This is a genomic window from Streptomyces sp. NPDC004542, assembly GCF_040610035.1.
Taxonomy (GTDB): domain Bacteria; phylum Actinomycetota; class Actinomycetes; order Streptomycetales; family Streptomycetaceae; genus Streptomyces.
This window is the reverse complement of sequence record NZ_JBEXLP010000058.1, coordinates 19,332-40,702: the sequence shown is the minus strand read 5'-3', so window position 1 is coordinate 40,702 and position 21,371 is coordinate 19,332. Positions and strand designations below refer to the sequence as shown.

Below are 21,371 nucleotides of genomic sequence, written 5' to 3'. Positions count from 1 at the left end.
ATGGACGTCATCTCCGTCATCCGCACCAAGCGCGACCACGGTCGGCTCACGGACGAGCAGATCGACTGGGTCGTCGACGCCTACACCCGTGGGGAGGTCGCCGACGAGCAGATGTCGGCCCTGGCCATGGCGATCCTCCTCAACGGCATGGACCGCGGCGAGATCGCCCGCTGGACCGCCGCCATGATCGCCTCCGGTGAGCGCATGGACTTCTCGTTCCTGCCGCGCCGCACCGCCGACAAGCACTCCACCGGCGGTGTCGGCGACAAGATCACCCTGCCGCTGGCCCCGCTCGTGGCCGCCTGCGGCGCAGCCGTCCCGCAGTTGTCCGGCCGCGGCCTGGGCCACACCGGGGGCACCCTGGACAAGCTGGAATCCGTGGCCGGCTGGCGGGCGCTGCTGTCCGCCGAGGAGATGCGGCAGGTCCTGACGGACACCGGCGCGGTCATCTGCGCGGCCGGCGACGGCCTCGCCCCCGCCGACCGGAAGCTGTACGCGCTGCGGGATGTGACCGGCACGGTCGAGGCCATCCCGCTCATCGCCTCCTCCATCATGTCCAAGAAGATCGCCGAAGGCACGGGTTCCCTCGTGCTGGACGTCAAGGTCGGCTCCGGCGCCTTCATGAAGGACCTGGCGCAGGCCCGCGAACTGGCCTCCACCATGGTCGGGCTCGGCACCGACCACGGCGTGAGGACGGTCGCCCTGCTGACCGACATGTCCACGCCGCTGGGACTGACCGTCGGCAACGCCCTGGAAGTACGCGAATCCGTCGAGGTCCTGGCCGGCGGCGGACCCGCCGACGTCGTCGAGCTCACCGTCGCTCTGGCCCGGGAGATGCTGGACGCGGCGGGACTGCCCGACACCGACCCGGCCAAGGCCCTCGCCGACGGCTCGGCCATGGACGTCTGGCGCCGCCTGATCGCCGCACAGGGCGGCGATCCCGACGCGGCCCTGCCCGTCGCGCGCGAACAGCACGTCCTGACCGCCTCCGCCTCCGGCGTGCTGACCGGCCTGGACGCCTACGGCGTCGGAGTGTCCGCGTGGCGCCTGGGCGCGGGCCGTGCCCGCAAGGAGGACCCGGTCCAGGCCGGTGCCGGCATCGAGATCCACGCCAAGCCCGGCGAGCAGGTCACCGCCGGACAGCCGCTTCTGACCCTCCACACCGACACCCCGGAGAAGTTCGGCTACGCCCTGGCCGCACTGGACGGCGCCATCGAGATCTCCCCGCCCGGAACCGCCCACCAGGCCCCGCCGATCGTGCTCGACCGCATCGCCTGACGTCTCCTCACCGACAAGGACCACCATGACGCCCCCTCCGTCCCAGCCCGCCGCAGACGGCCTGCCCGATGTCTCCTCCCTGGTGGTGGGCATCCTCGGTGGCACCGGCCCCCAAGGCAGAGGCCTGGCCTACCGGTTCGCCAGAGCCGGGCAGCAGGTCGTCATCGGCTCCCGCACCGCCGAGCGCGCCGCCGCGGCCGCGGCCGGCCTCGGTCTGGGAATCCGCGGCCTCGACAACGCCGCCACCGCACGCGACAGCGACGTCGTGATCGTCGCCGTGCCCTGGGAGAGCCATGCCGACGTCCTGAGCCCGCTCAGGACCGAACTGGCCGGCAAGATCGTGGTGGACTGCGTCAACCCGCTCGGCTTCGACAAACAGGGCGCCTACGCGCTCAGACCGGCCGAGGGAAGCGCGGCCCAGCAGGCCGCCGCACTGCTGCCCGAGGCACGGGTCACCGCGGCCTTCCACCACCTCTCCGCCGTGCTGTTGCAGGACCCGGAGGTCGACGGCATCGACATCGACGTGATGGTCCTGGGCGACGAGCGGGCCGCCACCGACGTCGTCCAGGCCCTCGCGGCGCGCATCACCGGTATGCGGGGAATTTACGCGGGACGGCTGCGCAACGCCCACCAGGTGGAGTCCCTGGTCGCCAATCTCATATCCGTCAACCGCCGCTACAAGGCGCATGCCGGCCTGCGCATAACCGACCTGTGAGAGCCATCAGTTCGGCTAATGGCGTGGTGGGGAAATTGGTTCTGGCTCCGGACGGGCGGGGCTGGCTCAATGTAGGGAACACAAGGAACCGGGATTCGAGGGTGGGGATCGAGATGGGTGAACTGACGGGATCGTTGCTGGCGTTGAATGTCGGTAAGGTCGGAGTGCTGCGTCAGGGAGCCCGCGAGATCGAGACCGCGTACCTCAAGAAACCGGTCGTCGGACCCCTGCGGCTGGGGAAACTCGGATTCCCCGGCGACGAGCACGTGTACGAACACCACGGCGGTCCGGACAAGGCGGTGTGTGTCTATCCGCACGCCCACTACGGCTACTGGGCCGAGCGTCTGGGCCTCGATATGCCGGAAAGTGCCGCGTTCGGCGAGAACTTCACCGTCAGCGGCCTCACCGAGCGGGAGGTCTGGATCGGGGATGTTTTCGAGATCGGTGAGGCCGTGGTCCAGGTGACGGTTCCCCGCGCCCCCTGCTACAAGATCGCGGCCCGGTACGGGCAGCCGAAGATGGCCCTTTTCGTGCAGAAGGAGGGTTACACCGGCTACCTCTTCAGAGTTCTCCGGGAGGGCGACGTGGAGGCCGGTCAGGAACTGCGGCTGATGGACCGTCAGGACCATGGCGTGACCGTGGCCGAAGCCAATCGCGTACTGAACGTCGACCGCCGGGACAAGGAAGGCGCCCGCCGCCTCCTCGCGGTGCCGGCCCTGGCCGACGCGGTGCGGCCCGGACTGCTGGAACGGATCGGCGGGCCGGGGCTGGGCGAGGACACGGAACGCCTCTACGGGGACTGAACACGCCGCACCGTGCGGGACACCACGAGACCAAGGGAAGAAGATGCTCAAGATCAGAGTCGACATGGCCAAGTGCGAGGGGTTCGCGAACTGCGTCATGGCCGCGCCCGATGTCTTCGACATCGACGACGCGGGCCAGGTCGCGATCCTCCAGGCCGAAGCCCCCGAAGAACTGCGCGAGGACGTCGAGGAAGCCGTCCGGGCCTGCCCTGTCTCCGCGCTCTGGGTCGAAGCGGGCTAGAGCATGAGACAGGCAATCGAGAGCATCGTCGTCGTCGGAGCCTCACTGGCCGGCCTGCGGACGGTGGAAGGTCTGCGCGCGGGCGGCTACACCGGCTCGCTGACCCTCATCGGATCCGAGACCCACGCCCCCTACGACCGGCCGCCGCTGTCCAAGCAGGTGCTCCTCGGCCGCTGGGACGCCGCGCAGAACACGCTGCGCGACCACGCCGGGCTCGCCGAACTCAACGTCAAGACCCTTTTGGGCCGCACCGCGGTGGGCCTGCGCGACGAGCACGATCCGGGCCGCCGCGCCGTGCTCCTCGACGACGGCAGCACGGTGCGCTACGACAGACTCGTCATCGCCACCGGCGCGAGCCCGAGACAGCTGCCGGGGACCGACCTGGAGGGTGTGCACACCCTGCGCACCATCGACGACGCACTGGCCATCCGCGAGGCGTTCGCGCACTCCAAGCGAGTGGTCGTCGTCGGAGCGGGGTTCATCGGCTCGGAAGTCGCCTCCTCCGCACGTTCCTACGGCCTGGACGTCACCGTCGTCGAAGCCCTGCCCGCCCCGCTGGCCCGGGTGGTCGGGGCCGAGGTCGGAGAAGAGTGCGCCCGGCTGCACCGCGCCCACGGTGTGCGGCTGATCTGCGGGGAAGGCGTCACCGCACTGCAGGCGGACACCAAGATCTCGGCAGTCGAACTCACCAGCGGCCTGCACATCCCCGCGGACCTGGTGGTCATCGGCATCGGCGTCACCCCCACCACCGGTTGGCTGCAGGGGACTTCCCTCACCGTCGACGACGGTGTGGTCTGCAACGCCTACGGCATGGCCGATCCGACCGGCTCGGTCTACGCGGTGGGCGACGTCTCGCGCTGGTGGCACCCGCTGCTGGGCGAGTCGCTCCGGGTCGAGCACTGGACACACGCGGCCGAGCAGGCGCACACGGTCGCGCACAACCTTCTCGCGCCACCCTCCGACCGCCGGGAACTGACCTCGGTGCCCTACGTCTGGTCCGACCAGTACGGGGTGAAGATCCAGATCACGGGCCGCATCTCACCCGACAACGACGTGACCGTCCGGCGCAGTGCCGGCGACCCTGACCGCATGATCGCCCTGTACTCCCGGGGCGGTGTCCTCACCGGTGCACTCGCCTTCAACCAGCCCAGCCAGATAGCCCGCTGCCGACGCCTCGTCGCAGCCCGCGCCTCCTTGCAGGAGGCCGCAGAACTGGTCGGGTCACCTTCCTGACCGGGGCCGGGCCCGCACGCCCACCCCTGCCAGAGCCGCGCATACCAAGCCTCCATTCCACGGGACGAACCACAGACGGCACCGGATTCCACCGGTGCCGGTCCACCACCCAGAGGGAGAACCGGCATGGCTTTCGGATGGAAACTCTACGGAAACGGGCAGGCTCCGGCGCCCGGTGAAGCAGTACGCCCCCAGGAACGGCTTTCCTGGGGCCGCACCACCGCACTCGGCGCCCAGCACGTGGTCGCCATGTTCGGCGCGACGTTCGTCTTCCCGGTCGTGATGGGACTCGATCCCAACCTCGCCGTGATGATGTCGGGCATCGCCACCATCCTGTTCCTGCTCATCGTGCGGGGCAGAGTACCCAGCTACCTGGGCACGAGCGCCTCCTTCGTCGGCGCCGTCGCCGCCATCCACGCGGCGGGCGGCGACTCGGCTTCCGTGACCGGTGCCTTCGTCGTGGCCGGCGTGGCCCTGGTGATCGCCGGAGCGGCCATCCACTTCGCCGGAGCGGGCATCGTCAACCGCCTGTTCCCACCCGTGGTGACCGGAGCCGTGGTGATGCTCGTCGGCTTCAACCTGGCCCCGGTCGCCGCCACCGTCTACTGGCCGCAGGACCAGTGGGTGGCGCTGGCGACGATGTGCGCCGTGGTCGCGATGGCCGTCCTGCTGCCCGGGATCTGGGGGCGCGTCGCGATCTTCCTCGGCCTGGTCTTCGGCTACCTGCTGTCCTGGCTCCTGGACCGCACCGCCGGACCGATCACCGCCGTGGACGCCGCCACCGGCAAGGTCACCACACACCCGCGCGTCGACTTCGACGCCGTCGCGAGCGCGGACTGGTTCGGCCTTCCCACCCTGCACGCCCCCAGCTTCTCGTTCTCCTTCTCCCTGCTCGTCCTCCCCGCCGTCATCGCCCTGGTCGCCGAGAACACCGGCCACGTCAAGGCCGTCGCCCAGATGACCGGCGACGACCTCGACCCGGTCCTGGGCCGGGCGATCATCGGCGACGGGGTCGGCACCATCCTGGCCGGCTCCGTCGGCGGCTCACCGACCACCACCTACGCCGAGAACATCGGCGTGATGGCCGCCACCCGCGTCTACTCCACGGCCGCCTACTACGTCGCCGCACTCGTCGCCGTCCTGTTCGGACTGTGTCCCAAGTTCGGAGCACTGGTGGCCGCCGTCCCGGGCGGTGTGCTCGGCGGCATCACCGTCGTCCTCTACGGCATGATCGGCCTGCTCGGCGCCAAGATCTGGGCGGAGAACAAGGTCGACTTCTCCAACCCCCTCAACCTCGTCCCCATCGCCGCCGGCGTCATCATCGCCATCGGCGACGTCACACTCGAGATCACGGACAACTACTCCATCGGCGGAATCGCACTCGGCGCGCTGACCTGCATCGTCGGCTACCACGCGCTGCGCCGCCTGGCCCTCGCCACCGCAGGCGCGAACCCGGCGCGGACCGCCCCCGAGCCCCCGCTCACGGCCGCCGCGGAACAGCAGTCCTGACCCCCCGCGCCCCGCACGGCCGCAGACCACCGGACCCCGCTGCCCCTCTGCCGGGCCGCGGCACCACCACCTCCCCAGGAAGGACGCGTCATGTCACGCATCGTCCGCGCCGCCCTCGTCCAGGCCAGCTGGACAGGAGACGCCGAATCCATGCTCGCCAAGCACGAGGAACACGCCCGAGAGGCCGCACGCCAGGGCGCGAAGATCATCGGGTTCCAGGAGGTGTTCAACGCCCCCTACTTCTGCCAGGTGCAGGAGCCCGAGCACTACGCCTGGGCGGAGCCCGTTCCGGACGGACCGACGGTCCGTCGGATGCAGGCGCTGGCCAAGGAACTGGGCATGGTCATCGTCGTTCCCGTGTACGAGGTCGAGCAGGCCGGCTTCTACTACAACACCGCCGCCGTGATCGACGCGGACGGCTCCTACCTCGGCAAGTACCGCAAGCACCACATCCCGCAGGTCAAGGGCTTCTGGGAGAAGTACTACTTCAAGCCGGGCAACCTCGGCTGGCCGGTCTTCGACACGGCCGTCGGCAAGGTCGGTGTCTACATCTGCTACGACCGCCACTTCCCCGAGGGCTGGCGGGCCCTGGGCCTGGCCGGCGCCGAGATCGTCTACAACCCCTCCGCCACCCACCGCGGCCTGTCCAAGTACCTGTGGACCATCGAGCAGCCCGCCGCGGCCGTCGCCAACGAGTACTTCGTCGCCGCCATCAACCGGGTCGGCCAGGAACCGGAGTACGGCGACAACGACTTCTACGGCAGCAGCTACTTCGTGGACCCGCTCGGCAACTACGTCGGCGAGGTCGCCTCCGACACCAAGGAGGAACTCGTCGTACGCGACCTCGACCTCGGCCTGATCGAGCAGGTACGCCAGCAGTGGGCGTTCTACCGGGACCGCCGCCCCGACGCCTACGGCTCCCTCGCCGAGGCGTGACCGTGAGCAGCCGTACCGTCATCCGCGGTGGCCTGGTCGTCACCGCGGCCGACGAACTGCACGCCGACGTCCTGATCGAGGACGGCCGCATCGCCGCCCTCGCCGCCTCCGGCACCCCCGCCGCCGAGGCGTGGACCGCCGGGCAGGTCATCGACGCCACCGGGAAGTACGTCATCCCGGGCGGCGTCGACGCCCACACCCACATGGAGATGCCGTTCGGCGGCACCTTCGCCTCCGACACCTTCGAGACCGGCACCCGGGCCGCCGCCTGGGGCGGCACGACCACGATCGTCGACTTCGCCATCCAGAGCCCCGGACGCAGCCTGCGCGAGGGCCTGGACGCCTGGCACGCCAAGGCCGAGGGCAACTGCGCCATCGACTACGGCTTCCACATGATCGTCTCCGACGTCCACCAGGAGACGCTCAAGGAGATGGACCTGCTCGTCGACGAGGGCGTGACCTCCTTCAAGCAGTTCATGGCCTACCCCGGCGTCTTCTACTCCGACGACGGGCAGATCCTGCGCGCCATGCAGCGCGCCGCCGGCAACGGCGGCCTGATCATGATGCACGCCGAGAACGGCATCGCCATCGACGTGCTGGTGGAGCAGGCACTCGCCCGGGGGGAGACCGACCCGCGCTACCACGGCGAGGTCCGCAAGGCGCTGCTGGAGGCCGAGGCCACCCACCGCGCCATCAAGCTCGCGCAGGTCGCCGGCGCCCCGCTCTACGTCGTGCACGTCTCGGCGATGGAGGCGGTCGCCGAACTGGCGCGCGCCCGGGACGAGGGACTCGACGTCTTCGGCGAGACGTGCCCGCAGTACCTGTTCCTGTCGACCGACAACCTCGCCGAACCCGGCTTCGAGGGCGCCAAGTACGTGTGCAGCACGCCGTTGCGCCCCAAGGAGCACCAGGCCAGGCTCTGGCAGGGCCTGCGGACCAACGACCTCCAGGTCGTCTCCACCGACCACTGCCCCTTCTGCTTCGTCGGCCAGAAGGAGCTGGGCCGCGGGGACTTCTCGAAGATCCCCAACGGGATGCCGGGCGTCGAGAACCGGATGGACCTGCTGCACCAGGGCGTCGTCGACGGGCACATCTCGCGCCGCCGCTGGATCGAGATCGCCTGTGCCACCCCGGCCCGGATGTTCGGCATGTACCCGAAGAAGGGCACCATCGCCCCGGGCGCCGACGCCGACGTGGTCATCTACGACCCGCACGCCGAACAGACGATCTCCGCGGCCACCCATCACATGAACGCCGACTACTCGGCGTACGAGGGCAGACGGCTCACCGGCCGGGTCGAGACCGTCCTCTCGCGCGGCGAACTCGTCATCACCGAGCGGGAGTACACCGGACGCGCCGGTCACGGCGTCTACACCCCGCGCTCCACCTGTCAGTACCTCACCTGACGCCTGCCGGCCGTGGGGCGGGACGCGACCTCCCCGGCGGCCCGCCCCACTTCGGCAGGCGCCCCGATCACCTCAGGAGAATTCCCATGGACTTCGGTCTCGTACTTCAGACCGACCCGCCGGCCCAGCGGCTCGTCGAGCGCATGAAGCGCGCCGAGCGCAGCGGTTTCACCCACGGCTGGACCTTCGACTCCGTGGTGCTGTGGCAGGAGCCGTTCGTCATCTACAGCCAGATCCTGGCCCAGACCGAACGCCTCACGGTCGGCACCATGGTCACGAACCCCTCCACCCGCACCTGGGAGGTCACCGCCTCCCTCTTCGCCACCCTCAACTCGATGTACGGCAACCGCACGGTGTGCGGCATCGGCCGCGGCGACTCCGCGATGCGGGTGGCCGGCCGCAAGCCCGCCACGCTGGCCCGTATCGGGGAAGCCATGCGGGTCATCAAGGACCTCGCGGAAGGCCGCGAGGCCGAAGTCGACGGCACGTCCCTACGGATCCCCTGGATCACGGACGGATCGCTCCCGGTGTGGATGGGCGCGTACGGGCCCAAGGCGCTGGAGATGACCGGCCGGCAGGCGGACGGCTTCATCCTGCAGCTGGCCGACCCCTATCTCACCGAGTGGATGGTCAAGGCCGTCAAGGACGCGGCGGTCGCGGCAGGACGTGACCCGGCCGACGTCACGATCTGTGTGGCGGCTCCCGCCTACGTCACCGAGGACGACTCGCCCGAGGCCCTGGCACACGCCCGGGAACAGTGCCGCTGGTTCGGCGGCATGGTCGGCAACCACGTCGCCGACCTCGTGGCCAAGTACGGAGAGCACTCCGACCTGGTTCCCGAGGAGCTGACGGCGTACATCAAGGAGCGGCAGAGCTACGACTACGCCCACCACGGCCGTTCCGGGAACCCCGACACCACGTTCGTTCCCGACGAGATCGTCGACCGGTTCTGCCTGATCGGACCGGCGGACCGGCACATCGCCAAGCTCCGGCAGCTGCGCGAGCTGGGCGTCGACCAGTTCGCCCTCTACAACATGCACGACGCCGTGGACGCCACCATCGACGCCTACGGCACCGACGTCATCCCCGCCGTCAACACGTGACCCGCAGTGCGCCGGCCGGCCGGGCCGACCGGAGGACGACCTAGTGGAACTACGGCAGCTCAAGTACTTCCTGGCGCTCAGCGACACGGGCAACTTCGCCCGCGCCGCTGAGCGGGAGCACATCACCCAGTCCGCGCTCAGCCAGCAGATCTCCCGGCTGGAACGCGAGCTGGGTCTCGTGCTGTTCGAACGCACCTCGCGCGGAACGCGCCTGACGGAAGCCGGCGCGGTGCTTCTTCCCCAGGTGCGCTCGGTCCTCGGCGAGGTCGGGCGGCTGAGAGGGGAGGCACGTTCCCTGGCCAGAGGCCACCGGGGCTTCCTCCGGGCGGGGTCCCCGACCTACGCGGTCCTCAGCGAGGGCCGTAAAGGGATCATGCGGGCCGTGGCGGAGCAGCTGCCCGGTGTGGAGATCCGCTTCGAGAACGCCTGGAGCCCCCAGCTGTTCCAGCGTCTCAAGAAGGGCGAACTCGACGTCACGTTCGCCATGCTGGGGGCGGCCGATCCGGACCTGGAGATGTTCTGTGTGCAGGACAGCCCGGCACGGCTGGTGGTACCGGAAGGCCATCCGCTCGCGGCACTGCCCGTGATCAGACCCGGTGACCTCGCGGACGTCCGCGTACTGCTGTACCCGCACGGACTGAACGCCTGGATGTTCGAAACCATGGCGCCGCCCCTGTCCGCGGCGGGAGCCCTGGTCGAAGGAGTGCGGGAAACCACTCTGCCCGCCGTCCTCGAAGAGGTGCGGCGCTCAGGGGACACCGTGTTCCCCGCTGTCCCCTGGGAGGTCGACCTGCTTCACCCGGACGCTCTGTCCGGTCTCACCGCGCGCCCCACCACGGGTGATCCAGGACTGCGGTACAGCTTGTGGCTGGCCCGCCGCCGGGCGGACACGTCGCCTCTCGTCGAGGCGTTCTGGACGGTCGCCCGGGACGTGACAGCCGTGCGCAGGGCGCAGGGCGCGCGGGACTGACGCTGCCGGGGAGTCAGGTTCGTGCCGCACCGCGGGCCTGAGCCATCCACCGGCCGTTGACGGCGTGGACCTCGACAGGGTGTTCGAACGTCTCGCTGACCGACCCGGTCGACAGGACTTCCCGCACGGGCCCCGCGGCCACGATGCGGCCGCGCCGCAGCAGGATCGCGTGCGTGGTGGTGGTCGGAAGCTCTTCGAGGTGGTGGGTGATGGTGACCGTCGTCAGGCCCGGGATCTGGTCGGACAGCCCCGCGAGCCGCTCCAGGAGCTGCTCACGGGCGGCCATGTCCAGGCCTGTGGAGGGTTCGTCGAGCAGGAGCAGGGGCGGCCGGGCCATCAGGGCCCGGGCGATGAGGGTGCGCCCGCGCTCGCCCTGCGACAGGGTGGTCCAGGGGTCGTCGATGACATGCCCGATGCCGAGAAGGCGCACCAGGTCCTCGGCGCGTTCCGCGTCCTCGGCCGGCGGCTCCCACCGCGGGACGATCTCGATCGTCCCGGTGACACCGGTCAGCACGACCGATCGGACGGTGAGCCGTGACCGCAGCGGATGGCGCGGCTGCACGAACCCCACCAGCCGCCGCAGTTCGCGCAGATCGACCCGCCCCAGCCGGTGGCCCAGGACCTCGACGCTCCCCGAACTCGGGTGGGTGACGGCCGCGCACATGTTCATCAGGCAGGTCTTGCCCGCCCCGTTCGGGCCGATGACCGCCCAGTGCTCGCGCCGTCGTGCGGTGAAGGAGATGTCCGACAGGATGGTCCGTCCCTCCCGTACGAACGACACCTCACTGAGGGCCAGTACCTGCGTGGTGCCGAGGTCCTGCACGTTCACGGGTCCGTTTCCTTCCGACTGCTCAGTGGGTGTAGCGCTGCCGGCCTGCGTACAGCGCGACGACGGTCTGTGCCAGCGCGATGGCGGCCATGATGGCGTAGACCGGGGTCCAGCTCCCGGCCGCGTCGCGCAGCAGACCCGCCGCCACAGGGCCCACAGCGGCCATCAGATAACCGACACACTGTGCCATCCCGGACAGCTGGGCCGTCTGCGCCGGGGTGCGGGTGCGGAGCCCGATCAGGGACAGCGCGACCACCATCGCGCCGCCGCCGCTCACACCGGCCAGGACCACCCAGAGCACGGCCAGGCCGGGCGCCAGCATCATCCCGGTCACCGCCACCAGCAGGGGCAGCGTGATCACCACGCCGGCCGGCCGCTGGTCCGCGCCCCGGCCCATCACCCTCGGGACGGCGAGGCCGGCGGCGATGCCCGCCGCCTGGAGGAGGAACAGGTGCCAGCCGGCGGCACCGGAGCCGACACCGTGATCGGTCTCCATCGACGGCAGCCAGGTGATCAGCAGGTAGAAGGTGGTGGCCTGGCAGCCCATGAACACGCTCACCTGCCAGGCCACGGCCGAGCGCCAGACCGACGGCGAAACGGCGGTCTCGCGGGCGTCGCGGAGTTGCGAGGCGCCGCGGAGTTGCGAGGCGCCGCGGAGCCGCGGCTGCGCGGCCGGCGCGGCGCAGGAGCGTTCCCGTCTCCAGACCAGTGCCGCCACCAGCGTCGGCAGCGCCCACACCGCGAGCGACGTACGCCATCCCCCGGGCAGAACGGCGGCCAGCGGAACGGCGAGGCCCGAGGCGAGTGCGGCGCATCCGCTCATCACGGCAGAGTAGGTGCCGGTCATCACCGCGACCCGGCTCGCGTGGTCGCGTTTGACGATGGAGGGCACCAGAACGTTGCACACGGCGATCGCCGTGCCCACCGCCACCGTGCCCAGCCACAGCCATCCGGCACCCGGAAGCGAGCGGACCACCAGGCCGGCGAGCAGGCCCGCCAGCGCCAGCAGCACCACGCGCTCGGCGCCCAGCCGGCGGCTGACGCCGTGCACCAGGGGCGACACGACCGCGAAGGCGAGCAGCGGCAGTGTTCCCAGCAGCCCCAGCGTCGTGTTGTCGAGGCCGTTGTCCCTGCCGACGGCGTCGAGGACGGGCCCCACGGAGGTGATGGCCGGCCTCAGACTGCTCGCGACGAGCAGGATGCCCAGGGCACCGGCCAGGGACCGCCCCGCCGCCGGAAAGGCCGCGGACCCGTCGCGGGCCGTGCCCGGCGGGGCGGGGGGCTGAGGAAGGCGCGTACTCACTTGGCTGGTCTCCGGTCACTGGTGTATCGGCTGGGTCCGCCGCACGGACGGCTCGCCCGACGGCCCGGGTGACGCCGCATGCGGGCTCCTCCGCCTGCCGTACACCACGTCCTGTAAATGTCTGACATTTGCAGGGTACAGGACAGGAGAAGCGCCGGCGAATCCGCCCGTGGCACGCCGTCGTCGACGTCAGAGGTCACGGGCTCGTCGGCGGCGCCGGGGCACCACCGAGGGGACCTCGCGCTCAGCCTGTGACCTGTGGTCACAGCAGCATCCCCTGTCTGGCTGACCGCAGGGCGCGGGCCGACGATGACCCGGTCACCTCTCCTCGCCGACCGAACGGTTGTGGTCCGCTTGAGCAGTCTCTCCGACACGTCGTCCGACGCGGTGCACACCGCCGGCCCCGACCGATTCGACCGGCTGCGCTACGCGGGCGTGTTCGTGCTGCTGTTCCTCTTCGGCACCGAGACGTTCCTGGTCTCCCCGCTGCTGCCGACGATCTCCAAGGACATCGACGTCAGCGAGGCGGCCGCGGCGTCCAGCGTCACCGCGTACGTGCTGGTGTACGCGGTCTGCGCGCCCTTCCTCGGCGTGCTGAGCGACCGGTTCGGGCGCCGCCGGGCACTGCTCGCCGGGTCCGTGCTGTTCGTGGTCTCCAACGTGGGTGCCGCGCTGTCCACCGGCATCGTGCTGCTCGTGCTGTCCCGCGCGGTCGCCGGGCTGGCGGCCGCCGCGGCCGGTCCGGCGATCTGGGCACACATCGCCGAGACCGCGCCCGACCGGGTGCGAGGCCGGGCCCTGGGCCTCGGCATGGCCCTGTTCTCGTGCGGTCAGGTCGTCGGCGTGCCACTGGGCGGACTGCTCGCGGGGGTCGCGGGCTGGCGCTCGGCGTTCCTGGCCCTGGCGATCGGCACGGCGGCGGCCGTACCGCTGCTGCTGCGCCAGATCCGGCCCACCGCACCGCAGCCCGCCACCGTCGGGGCCGTCAGGGCCGTGCTCTCCGGCTGGGCTGATCCGTTCCTGCGCAACGCCCTGCTGGTCAACACGGTCTTCAACGCGGCCAACCTGGGCGCCTACACCTTCCTCGGAGCCGTACTCGTCGACCGGTTCGGCCTCACCGTCTTCGAACTCGGCCTGATCGGCGTCGTCGTGGGGGCGGGCAGCGTGGTGGGGTCGATGCTCGGCGGGCGGCTCGGTGACCGGGCGCGCGCGGCCGGCGCGGCCCCCGTGCCCCCGCTGCCGGTGTGGGGTGTGCTGCTCGCGGCCGGCATCGGGCTCGCCGTCGCGGGCCCGGGGCTGGTGGTGGCGGTGATCGGCGTGGCGCTGTGGTTCGTGGCCAGCGGCGCCTTCGTCACCGATCAGCAGACCCTGGCCGGCACCGTGGCACCCGCCCTGCGCGCCACGTCCAGCGCCTGGCTCACCTCGACGATGTACGCCGGTACGGGCCTGGGCGCCTGGGCCGTCGGCGCCTTCGCGGACGTGACGGCCGGCGCGCTCGTCATCGGTACCGGCCTGGCCCTGCTGTCGGCCCTCGGCGCCCTGCTGGTCAGCGCGAAGCCGCGACGGAGCGCAGCGGACGCCGGCTGAGCCCGGTCATCAGGGACCGGTCCGTCTCCGTGGCCGGGGTGAACAGCAGGACCAGCGTGGACGGGTCGTCCACCGGGTGGAACGACGACAGCGTGAGCTCGATCCTGCCGGTACCCGCGGGCTCCACGGTCACCTTGCGCGCGGTGAGCTCCGCCACCGAGTGGCACCCCCACCAGTGGCGGAGCTCCGGCGCGTCCTCCTCCAGCCGGCGGTACACCTCACTGGTGCGGGCGTCGGCCAGCGCCACTCCGGCCTGGGCCCGGAAGTGCTGGAAGACGTTCATGGCCAGGGGTTCCCAGTCGGTGAGGACGGACCGCAGCCGGGCGTCCGCCACCATCAGCCACATCAGGTTGCGCCGGTCCGCCGGCACGGTCTCCGGCGAACCCCACAGCGCGCTCCAGGCGGCGTTCCAGCCGAGCAGATCGAAGTACCGGTCCAGCAGCACGGCCGGACTCGCCGGCCAGGAGTCGAGGACCGGCTGTACGGCCGTGGCCAGCCGGTCCCGTTCCTCGTCGGCCGCCGCCACCGGCTCGTGGTACCCGGCGAGCCGCATCGCGTGCCGCACCCCGGACGCGTCCAGCCTGAGCGCCCGCGCGACCGCGCCGAGGACCTGGCGCGAGGCGGTCACCCGGCCCTGCTCCAGCCAGGTGTACCAGGCCAGGCCCACCCCCGACAGCGACGCGACCTCCTCGCGGCGCAACCCGGGAGTCCGTCGGCGCGCGGTCGAGCCGAGTCCGACGTCGGCGGGCTTGAGCAGTTCGCGGTGAGCCCGGAGGAAGGCGCCGAGTTCCGGGCTGGGAACGGGAGATGACATGGTGGGTGGCTCCTCGGCCGTGCGGGTCGTCTCAGGTTACGCGGGCGCGAGCCGCCACAGCCGTACCGTCATGTGACTGACATGTCCGGTCTCCGCCTGCCGCCGCCACGCCGCCTCGCCGACCGCCCGGAAGAACCCGGCGCGTTCCGCGGACTCCACGAGCCGGCTGTAGTAGTCGCCGAACGTCGCCGCGTGGAAGTGCTCGTACTGTGCGGCGCTCTCCACGGTCACCACCGCGTCCCGGTCGCGGACCGCCTCGATCCGGAAGTACCGCTCCAGCAGCGGCTCCAGCTCGTCGAACGTCCGGGTGCGGGTCGCGATCGGCAGGATCCCGGCGGCCGTGAACAGGCCCGGAACATCGGCGTGCCGGGATGCGAGGACGGTGCGTACGATGTCGTCCTCACCGCCCAGACCGTGCGCGTCGCGCGTCGGGTGGTAGGTCGTCAGCAGGAAGACCCCGTCCGGCGCGAGGTGGTCGTGGGTCCACTTCAGGACCCGTTGCTCGTGCGGGTACAGCCAGTGCAGGACCGACGTCATGGTGACGACGTCCGGGCGGTGGGGGAGCGGTTCCGGTGCGGTGAGGTCGGACTCGTGCAGGGCGACCCGCGGCCCGTACCCGCGCAGCCGCCCGGCGGCCTCGGCTATCCGGTGCGGGGAGCGTTCAAGACCCACGGCCTGCTCCAGCGAGGGGAAGCGGTCGAGGGCGGCCCCGAGCAGCTGGCCGATACCGCTGCCCAGGTCGAGCAGCACGCGGGGTTCGCCGGTGACCTGGTCGAGGACCCAGTCGCGGTCGTGCACCTGGCGCAGCCTGCTGGCATCGGCGTAGCCGGCCAGCGTGCGGGCCTGGATCTCGGCGGCGGACGCGGTCATGGACGGGCCTCCCGGGCGGAGTCGGAGTCGGAGTCGGAGCCGGGTTCGGATGCGGTGGCGCCGGTCGGTTCGAGCAGGCGCAGCAGCCGCTCCCGGGTGCCGCTCTGGTCGTAGCGCCTGAACAGGTTGATCCGGTTGCGGGCGAGGTCGCCCCGGTGGACGTACTCGTACAGGTGCTGGCGCTGGCCGAAGCCGTCCCCGGTGAGTTCCCAGGCGAGCCTGAACAGCCGGGACTTGCGCTCGGCGTCGATGCCCCGGCCGCGCATGTACCGGTCGAGGTGCGGGCGCAGCCGGGGGTTGGCGAGGTCGCCCGCGGTGGGCTGCATCAGCAGGCCCGAGGCGCCGATCGTGCGCAGGATCTCCACCGCGCTGCCCGCCACCTCGGCCGACCAGACGCGGCCGGCGGCGGTGTCGCCGGGGGCGAGCAGCCCGCTGTCGGTGACCTGGGCGCGGGCCTCGGCGGCGTCGAGGAACAGCTCGGTCAGCTCCGCGTACCCGGCCAGGCGGCCCAGGTCCTCCTGGATGTTGCGGAACTGGTCGACGCCGATGCTCTCGGCCACCAGGGTGGCGGTGGCCAGCAGCGTGCGCAGCCGCTCCCGGTAGCGCACGTGCCCGATGTACGCGCTCCAGGCGTTGATCCGGGCCAGCCCGGTGCGCGCCAACGCGCCGTTGCGCAGCAGGAAGACGCGGTCCCACGGCACGGTCACGTCGTCGAAGAACAGCATGGCGTCCTGCTCGTCGAAGCGGGCGCCGAGCGGATGCGCGTGCCCCCACGGAGCGTCGCCGAGCGGCTCGCGGCACAGGGTGATCAGGCCCGGCGTGTTGAGCGGCAGCGCGAACCACACCACGAACTGCTCGCCGCGCCGCTGGGTGAAGGACGCCGACAGGTACACCAGTACCTCGTGCGCGAGCGGCGCGAGGGTCGTCAGCTGTTTGGCTCCGCGCACGACGATGCCGTCGTCGTTCTCGGCGAGGACCCGCAGCGCCAGGTCGGGATCGTCGACCGGGTCGGTCGAGCGGTCGATCTGCGGATCGCCCAGGGCGTGCGAGAGGACCAGGTCGTTGTCCGCGCAGTGCCGGTACCAGCTTTCCGCGTTGGCGCCGAACCCGGCGTGTGCGCGCTCGAGTTGGTGACGGAAGTCGTACACGCCGAGCGCGATGGAGGACATGAAGGCCGGGGAACGCCCGTGCTGGCCCAGCGACTCGGCGTGCCAGAACTCGGCGCTGCGCCGCTGGAGGCGCAACTCCTCAATGGTGCGCGGCGGTTGGTAGCCGCGGGCGATCCGGCGACCGCTGTCGGGGTCCTTGTAGGTGAGCAGTTCGTGATGGGCGGGGTCGTGCTGGAGGTCCAGCAGCCGGGCGAGTTCGTCCACGGCGGGCCGGAAGGCGGGATGCGTGACGGGATCGCTGACGCGCTTGCCGTCGAGATAGAGCTCGCGGCCGTCGGTCAGCTCCTCGCGGTACCGGTCGCCGGTGAGCAGGCCCCGGGCGGTGGCGGTGGCGTCGGGCAGGGTCATGCGCTGACTCCTGTGGGGGTGGGTACGGGCAGAGGGGCGAGGGAACGGAACGCGCGGTCGTGGTACAGGAGGGGTTCACCCGGTCCGCTGTCGCCGGCGGCGACGACCCGCCCGACCAGCAGGGCGTGGTCGCCGCCCGGCAGGACGGCGTGCAGTCGGCAGTCGAACCAGGCGAGGCACTCCTCCAGAACGGGCGTCCCGGTCGCCGCGGTCCGCATGGGCGCCCCGGTGAACAGGCCCAGTGCGCGTCCCGCGCCGGGCGTGGCGAACCGCCGGGCCAGGGCCTCCTGGCGGGCGCCGAGCACCCCGACGGCGAACCGCGCGTCGGCGCGCACCGCGTCCGCGAGCGGACTGCGCCGGTCCACGGCGACGCTGAGCAGCAGCGGGTCCAGGGAGAGCGGGCACAGCGAGGACACCGTCTTCGCGAACACCTCCTCGCCGTGCCGCGCGGTGAGCACCGCCACCCCGGTCGTCCAGAGCCGGGCGGCCTCGCGGAAGGCGTCGAGGGCCGGTGCGCTCATCGCAGGCTCACGCGGTAGGCCCGCAGCCATTCGTCCACCTGGACCAGGTGATCGAGCCCGCCGACGGGGTTGGGCGCGGTGCGCGGGCTGGGCAGCGGCCGACCCTCGGCGAGGGCGGCGCGGACGGCGGCCCGGTCCACCAGGTCGAAGACGGGGGCGTTCGGGTCGGCGAGCAGTTCGTGCGCGCGGGCCGTGAGCACCTCGGTGTAGCGCACGGCGGGCGTGGAGGGGTAGCCGCTCTTGGGGCGGTCGGTGACCTGCGGCGGCAGCAGATCCCGTACGGCGTCGCGCAGCAGCCCCTTGGGGCGTTTGCCCGGCGCCTTGAGCGCCCAGGGGACGTTCCACAGGTACTCCACGAGCCGGTGGTCGCAGAAAGGCACCCGCAACTCCAGGCCCACCGACATGCTGACCCGGTCGGCGCGCTCCAGGAGCGGGGGCAGCCAGCGGGTCAGGGCCAGGTGGAAGATCTCCCGGATCCGCCGGTCGGCGGCCGGCTCCCCGGGCAGCGACGGCACTTCGGCCAGCGAGCGCCGGTACTGCTCGGCCGTGTACTCGTGCGGGCGCACCTGTGCGCGCACGTCGGGCCGCAGCAGCTCGGCAGGCGTGCCGCGCCCGTGCAGCCAGGGGAAGGTGTCGGCGGCCCGCGCCGCGGGATCGTGGAAGTAGGGGTATCCGCCGAAGATCTCGTCGGCCGCCTCCCCGGAGAGGGCGACCGTGGAGCGCCGCCGCACCTCGCGGAACAGCAGGTGCAGCGAGGCGTCCATCTCCCCCCAGCCGGGCCGGTCGCGGGCACGCAGTACGGCGTCCCGGGCGTCCAGCAGGTCGTCGTCGGGGACCACGACCGAGGTGTGCAGGGTGCCGATGTGCTCCACGGCCGCCTGGACGAACGGCGCGTCGGCGCCGGTGCGCCAGGCGTCCGGGGCGCGCTCGGCGCTGCCGGGGAAGTCCACCGAGAAGCTGGTCACCTTGGAGTGCCCGGTGCGCTCGCGGGCCGCGGCGGCGAGCGCGGTGATCGCGCTGGAGTCGACGCCGCCGGACAGCAGGGTGCACAGCGGGACATCGCTGAGCATCTGGCGTTCGACGGTGTCGGCGAGCAGGTCGCGGACCCGTGCACGGGTGGTGGCCGCGTCGTCGGTGTGGGGTGCCGAGGTCAGCTGCCAGTAGCGCAGTTCCCGCGTCGCGCCGCGGCTGACGGTCAGCAGGTGGCCGGGGCGCAGCTCGCGCAGTCCGCGGAAGATGCCGTGCCCGGCGGTCGGGGCGGCCGGCAGCGCGAAGAGCTCCGCGACGCCCTCGGCGTCCAGCTCGGGCCGGAACAGCGGGTTGGCGAGGACGGCCTTGGGTTCGGAGCCGAACAGCACTCCGGCGCGGCGGGCGTGCCAGTACAGCGGCTTGACGCCCAGGTGGTCCCGGACCAGGAGAAGCCTCTGGCGCCGGCCGTCCCACAACGCGTAGGCGAAGATGCCGTTGAAGCGCCGGGGCGCGGCATCCCCCCACTGGAGGTGGGCCCGCAGGACGACCTCGGTGTCGGAGCGCGTGCGGAAGGAGTGGCCCAGGGACCGCAACTCACGGCGCAGTTCCCGGTAGTTGTACAGCTCGCCGTTGTAGCTGAGCACGGTGTCGGTGTCCTGGTCGGGCAGCGGCTGGCCGCCGCCCTCGAGGTCGATCACCGAGAGCCTGCGGTGGCCGAGGGCGGCGTGCCGGGACAGCCAGACGCCGCCGGCGTCGGGGCCGCGGCAGGCCAGGGTCTCGGCCATGGCACGTACCGTCCGCTCCCGGGTGCGCAGATCGGTCTCCCAGTCGATCCAGCCGGAGACGCCGCACATCACGGCTCCTGTCGTTCGTCGGTGGCCTCCCAGTGGCAGCCGTGGCCGGTGGGGCCGCTGCGCAACTGGTGCGAAGGCCGGAAGCCCTTCGCACGGATGTTGGCGGAGAGGGCTTCGGTGCAGTAGGTGCAGGGGGAGGCGAGGGTGAGGCGGACGCCGGTGCGCCGCGCCTGCTCGCGGTAGTCCCAGATCGAGCAGTGGGTGATCGTCAGCGCGGCCCGTGCGGCGGTGGGCGGTGTCTCCTCGTCGAACTCGTAGGCGGAGCCGTACAGTTCGGCCTGCCGGGCGATCCGGTGGATCGGGTCGGCGGCGCCGCGGCCGTGGTCGGGTTCGACCTGCCGGTATATCTCGGCGTTGGCACGGGCCCAGTCGGCCAGCACCTCCTCGCCGTAACGGGCCACCAGGAACCGCTCCATCAGGGCCTGGCCGCGGAAGAACACCCGTTGCCAGGCGGACGGCAGGGCGGTGCCGGGGTCGGGCAGGTCGGCGAAGATCTCGGCCTGGAGCGCGAACCAGTCGGTGAGGTGGACCTGGTCGCCGCGGGCCGCGAGCAGCCGGGTCAGTCCCGCCTCGGTCTCGTGGAGACGCTGTTGCCAGAGCGCGGACCGGTCGGCGTCGGACATGCCCCGGTACGGAGGGTGGGGCGGGTCGGGTTCGGGGCGTGCGCCGGCGTACGGATCGTGCAGTACGTCGGCGACCGCGGGGGCGATGCCTGCGTCGGGCGCATCGCTCATCAGGATCTCCTTCGGCAGAGGGGGTGCTGGCCTCGGGGTTCAGGTCGTCGGCAACGCTATGCGTCGGCATGATCACTCAGAAGCCCCGAAGGGATGCGGCGCGGGCGACCATCGGCTCACCCGCACTGCTCCGAACGTCGCTCCCCGCCAGGCGCACGGCACACCACGGGGCGGGCACCCGATGGAGTGCCCGCCCCGATTACCGCCGTGCGGATTGCCGCTGCGGGGACCGCTGCCGTACGGAGTTCAACCCGCCAAGCCGTGCCGGTGCGCGTACAACGCCGCCCGCAGCCGGTCCGGTTGGCCGGTCTTGCGCATGGCCTGCGTGAGGTGTTTCTTCACCGTGGCCTCGGCCAGGGCCAGTTCGCGGCCGATCTCCGCGTTGCTCAGCCCCTGGGCGAGCTTCGCGAGGACATCGCGTTCGCGGTCGGTGAGCCCGCAGTGCTGCGGGAGCGGCTCGGCGGCGTGTCCGGCCGCGCTCGCCACCGGCAGCCGGGCGGCGGGCGGTGCCGGCAGGAACACCGAGCCGCCCGCCGCGGCCAGCGTCACCGCGCCGATGATCCGGTCCTCCGCCAGCTCCAGTGGGAAGCATCCGCTCGCACCGGCCAGGAGCATCCGGTTGGCCTCGGCCGTGGTCTCGGCCCGGCGCAGCAGCAGGACCCGCGCGTCCGGGGCGCCGTCGGCGCCGCGCATCCGCACCACCGCGGCCAGATCGTCCTCCAGGGAGTCCCCCTGTCCGAGGAGGATCACGTCCGGCCGTACCCGCCGCACGCTGCCCAGGGCGTGCTCCTGGTCCCCCGTGGTGCCCACGACCGTCAGACCGGGCACCGTCGACAGCACGCTGCGCAGCCCCGCGCGGGCCACCGGATGCCGTTCGACGAGGAACACTCTCGTGCCGGCGGCGGGTCCGCTCGACGACGCCCCGCACACGGGATGGCCGCACTCGCAGGCGGCCCTGCCGCGCGTCGGCGCCTGCGCGCGCCGGTGGTCGGTCTCGGCCAGCAGCTGGTGACCGGCGATCAGATCCAGTGGGTTGTCTATCTCGGCGTGCAGAGCGGCTGTGCCGGACGGCCTGCGCAGCGTGCCAGGGCCCCTGCGGACGGCCGGTGCAAGGCCCGGCGCCGTGATCGGCTCCAGCGGCTCGATCGGTGCTTCGACGGTGCGTCGCATCGTGTCGCG

General features: G+C 71.8%; 20 protein-coding genes. 11 read left to right on the top strand and 9 right to left on the bottom strand.

Annotated elements, in window-relative coordinates; all coding sequences use genetic code 11:
- From ABZX30_RS26420 to ABZX30_RS26375, 10 genes are all read left to right on the top strand, one after another.
- Entirely contained in the window at nucleotides 1–1,278 is a 1,278-nt protein-coding gene (locus ABZX30_RS26420) for a thymidine phosphorylase (protein ID WP_355937681.1), read from the top strand.
- 25 nt (nucleotides 1,279–1,303) lie between these two features.
- Entirely contained in the window at nucleotides 1,304–1,993 is a 690-nt protein-coding gene (gene npdG, locus ABZX30_RS26415) for an NADPH-dependent F420 reductase (RefSeq protein WP_355937680.1), read from the top strand.
- Nucleotides 1,994–2,106: 113 nt separating this feature from the next.
- A complete protein-coding gene (locus ABZX30_RS26410) occupies nucleotides 2,107–2,796 on the top strand; it encodes an MOSC domain-containing protein (protein WP_355937678.1) in 690 nt (229 codons plus the stop codon).
- Nucleotides 2,797–2,839: 43 nt separating this feature from the next.
- The gene (locus ABZX30_RS26405) at nucleotides 2,840–3,037 is read left to right on the top strand and encodes a ferredoxin (RefSeq protein ID WP_355937676.1); all 198 of its coding nucleotides are present in this window, start codon (nucleotides 2,840–2,842) and stop codon (nucleotides 3,035–3,037) included.
- A 3-nt stretch (nucleotides 3,038–3,040) separates the two neighbouring features.
- Nucleotides 3,041–4,270 (top strand): FAD/NAD(P)-binding oxidoreductase, encoded by a 1,230-nt coding sequence (locus ABZX30_RS26400; protein ID WP_355937675.1) that lies wholly within the window; start codon nucleotides 3,041–3,043, stop codon nucleotides 4,268–4,270.
- 126 nt (nucleotides 4,271–4,396) lie between these two features.
- On the top strand, nucleotides 4,397–5,779 hold the full coding sequence (locus ABZX30_RS26395; RefSeq protein ID WP_355937673.1) for a solute carrier family 23 protein: 1,383 nt from the start codon (nucleotides 4,397–4,399) through the stop codon (nucleotides 5,777–5,779).
- 90 nt (nucleotides 5,780–5,869) lie between these two features.
- Entirely contained in the window at nucleotides 5,870–6,715 is an 846-nt protein-coding gene (locus ABZX30_RS26390) for a nitrilase-related carbon-nitrogen hydrolase (RefSeq protein WP_355937671.1), read from the top strand.
- Between the two features lie 2 nt (nucleotides 6,716–6,717).
- On the top strand, nucleotides 6,718–8,121 hold the full coding sequence (gene hydA / locus ABZX30_RS26385) for a dihydropyrimidinase (RefSeq protein ID WP_355937669.1): 1,404 nt from the start codon (nucleotides 6,718–6,720) through the stop codon (nucleotides 8,119–8,121).
- An 86-nt stretch (nucleotides 8,122–8,207) separates the two neighbouring features.
- Nucleotides 8,208–9,224, top strand: a complete 1,017-nt coding sequence (locus ABZX30_RS26380; protein ID WP_355937667.1) for a TIGR03842 family LLM class F420-dependent oxidoreductase — start codon at nucleotides 8,208–8,210, stop codon at nucleotides 9,222–9,224.
- Nucleotides 9,225–9,267: 43 nt separating this feature from the next.
- Nucleotides 9,268–10,194 carry a LysR family transcriptional regulator gene (locus ABZX30_RS26375; RefSeq protein ID WP_355937665.1) on the top strand — a complete coding sequence of 309 codons (927 nt, stop codon included), beginning with the start codon at nucleotides 9,268–9,270 and terminating at the stop codon, nucleotides 10,192–10,194.
- A 13-nt stretch (nucleotides 10,195–10,207) separates the two neighbouring features.
- Here ABZX30_RS26375 and ABZX30_RS26370 read toward each other — a convergent pair whose 3' ends face one another.
- The gene (locus ABZX30_RS26370) at nucleotides 10,208–11,023 is read right to left on the bottom strand and encodes an ATP-binding cassette domain-containing protein (RefSeq protein ID WP_355937663.1); all 816 of its coding nucleotides are present in this window, start codon (nucleotides 11,021–11,023) and stop codon (nucleotides 10,208–10,210) included.
- Between the two features lie 22 nt (nucleotides 11,024–11,045).
- Entirely contained in the window at nucleotides 11,046–12,326 is a 1,281-nt protein-coding gene (locus tag ABZX30_RS26365; RefSeq protein WP_355937661.1) for an MFS transporter, read from the bottom strand.
- Nucleotides 12,327–12,680: 354 nt separating this feature from the next.
- On the opposite strand from ABZX30_RS26365, the gene ABZX30_RS26360 reads away from it, so the two are divergent.
- Nucleotides 12,681–13,913 (top strand): MFS transporter, encoded by a 1,233-nt coding sequence (locus tag ABZX30_RS26360; protein ID WP_355937659.1) that lies wholly within the window; start codon nucleotides 12,681–12,683, stop codon nucleotides 13,911–13,913.
- Here the strand turns inward: ABZX30_RS26360 and ABZX30_RS26355 are convergent.
- The 7 genes from ABZX30_RS26355 to ABZX30_RS26325 form a co-directional block, all read right to left on the bottom strand.
- Complete coding sequence (locus ABZX30_RS26355; RefSeq protein ID WP_355937657.1) at nucleotides 13,873–14,727, bottom strand: helix-turn-helix transcriptional regulator; 855 nt, start codon at nucleotides 14,725–14,727, stop codon at nucleotides 13,873–13,875. The genes ABZX30_RS26360 and ABZX30_RS26355 overlap by 41 nt on opposite strands.
- A 36-nt stretch (nucleotides 14,728–14,763) precedes the next feature.
- Complete coding sequence (locus tag ABZX30_RS26350; RefSeq protein ID WP_355937655.1) at nucleotides 14,764–15,597, bottom strand: class I SAM-dependent methyltransferase; 834 nt, start codon at nucleotides 15,595–15,597, stop codon at nucleotides 14,764–14,766.
- Complete coding sequence (locus ABZX30_RS26345; RefSeq protein ID WP_355937653.1) at nucleotides 15,594–17,114, bottom strand: 4-hydroxyphenylacetate 3-hydroxylase N-terminal domain-containing protein; 1,521 nt, start codon at nucleotides 17,112–17,114, stop codon at nucleotides 15,594–15,596. Before ABZX30_RS26345 ends, ABZX30_RS26350 begins: the two co-directional genes overlap by 4 nt.
- Nucleotides 17,111–17,635, bottom strand: coding sequence for a flavin reductase family protein (locus ABZX30_RS26340; RefSeq protein ID WP_355937651.1), 525 nt, complete (start codon nucleotides 17,633–17,635; stop codon nucleotides 17,111–17,113). The genes ABZX30_RS26345 and ABZX30_RS26340 overlap by 4 nt, the downstream gene beginning before the upstream one ends.
- Nucleotides 17,632–19,458, bottom strand: coding sequence for an asparagine synthase (glutamine-hydrolyzing) (gene asnB / locus ABZX30_RS26335; RefSeq protein ID WP_355937649.1), 1,827 nt, complete (start codon nucleotides 19,456–19,458; stop codon nucleotides 17,632–17,634). The genes ABZX30_RS26340 and asnB overlap by 4 nt, the downstream gene beginning before the upstream one ends.
- The gene (locus tag ABZX30_RS26330) at nucleotides 19,458–20,192 is read right to left on the bottom strand and encodes a hypothetical protein (protein ID WP_355937647.1); all 735 of its coding nucleotides are present in this window, start codon (nucleotides 20,190–20,192) and stop codon (nucleotides 19,458–19,460) included. The genes asnB and ABZX30_RS26330 overlap by 1 nt, the downstream gene beginning before the upstream one ends.
- Nucleotides 20,193–20,438: 246 nt before the next feature.
- A complete protein-coding gene (locus tag ABZX30_RS26325; protein ID WP_355937645.1) occupies nucleotides 20,439–21,362 on the bottom strand; it encodes a response regulator transcription factor in 924 nt (307 codons plus the stop codon).
- Nucleotides 21,363–21,371: the final 9 nt, after the last annotated feature.